The following is a 1,426-nucleotide window of genomic DNA, read 5'->3' on the forward strand; positions in this document are numbered from 1 at the left end:
TGAACTGACCCCCAATAGTTGGACACCAATTATTGGGGGTCTTTTTATGTCCAAATATAGCCGAGAGCTAAAATGTATCATTGCTAAGCAATATTTAGATGGCACGTCATCTCGCTACTTAGCAAAACAATATTCAATCCCTTCAAGACAGATACGGTATTGGGCTCAAGTCTTTGCCATCCATGGTACTGATTCATTTTTACCAACTAAGCATGCTGCTTCTGCTCAGACAAAGCGAAAAGCATTGAATTTAATGTGGACGAATGAATGGTCTCTCACGCACACTAGCGCAGTATTAAACCTCTCATCCCCTGGGATACTCTCTGTCTGGCTCAAAAGATTTAATGAGCTCGGTATCAAAGGGCTCAAAATGCGCCAGAAAGGAAGACCCTCAATGAAACAGCACCCTCAACGTACGACTAAGCCTGATGATGAAATGACACTTGAGGAGCTAAAAGAGGAATTGGTCTACTTGCGAACCGAGAATGCCGTTCTAAAAAAGTTGGAAGAGTTGGAGCAGGAAAAAAACCGTCGAACAAAGAAAAAGCGGTCATAGCTCTAACTCTTAAAAGCAAGTACCCGTTAAAGCACTTACTGCACACTCTACAGCTAGCAAAAAGTGTCTTTTATTACCAGGCTCAAACGAGCAAGCGCCCAAATAGCTACGAACGTGAGCTGCGGTTGATAAAGTCAATTTATCATGAGCATAAGGGACGATACGGCTACCGCCGTATTCACTTGGAACTAAAAAATCAGGGGTTCATGCTTAATCACAAAACGGTTCAAAGGCTTATGGCTCAGCTCAACCTTAAATCGACGGTCAGGATTAAAAAGTATCGTTCATATCGAGGAGAGTCTGGAACAGCAGCTCCTAACGTGCTTGAAAGAGATTTTAGTGCGACTCAACCCGATGAAAAATGGGTAACTGATGTCACGGAGTTCAAAGTAAAAGAGCAGAAAGTATACTTGTCTCCCGTTGTCGACTTGTTTACTCAGGAGGTGGTTGCTTATAGAGTGGCCAAAAATGCCTGCTTGCCGCTTGTCACGGATATGCTGACGGAAGCCATATCAAAGCTTAAACCCAACTCAAAGCCAATTATACATAGCGATCAAGGTTGGCAATATCGCCATCGACAGTATCAAAAAAAAGTAGCGGAGAGTGGGTTAACACAAAGCATGTCGAGAAAAGGTAACTGCTTGGATAATGCGGTTGCTGAAAACTTTTTTGCTTTACTCAAAACAGAGATGTATCACAACCAAAGCTTTGAAGATGCAGATGCTCTGATAGAGCAAATTAAAGAATACATCGAGTACTACAATACCAAACGTATAAAAGTGAAACTAAAAGGCCTGACTCCGATAGAATATCGAACTCAGGCCTTGAAAGCCGCTTAACAGAAATGTCCAACTTTACGGGGTCACTTCA

At 42.4% G+C, this 1,426-nt stretch carries 2 protein-coding genes; both read left to right on the forward strand.

The window, feature by feature from the left end; all coding sequences use genetic code 11:
- The first annotated feature begins 46 nt into the window (after positions 1 to 46).
- Positions 47 to 556 carry a helix-turn-helix domain-containing protein gene (locus F0228_RS25600; protein ID WP_171750764.1) on the forward strand — a complete coding sequence of 170 codons (510 nt, stop codon included), beginning with the start codon at positions 47 to 49 and terminating at the stop codon, positions 554 to 556.
- Positions 553 to 1,395, forward strand: coding sequence for an IS3 family transposase (locus tag F0228_RS25605; protein ID WP_128163909.1), 843 nt, complete (start codon positions 553 to 555; stop codon positions 1,393 to 1,395). Before F0228_RS25600 ends, F0228_RS25605 begins: the two co-directional genes overlap by 4 nt.
- The last annotated feature ends 31 nt before the right edge of the window (positions 1,396 to 1,426 follow it).

The sequence above is a fragment of the Vibrio sp. 99K-1 genome (assembly GCF_013114585.1).
In the GTDB taxonomy this organism is placed as follows: domain Bacteria; phylum Pseudomonadota; class Gammaproteobacteria; order Enterobacterales; family Vibrionaceae; genus Vibrio; species Vibrio chagasii_B.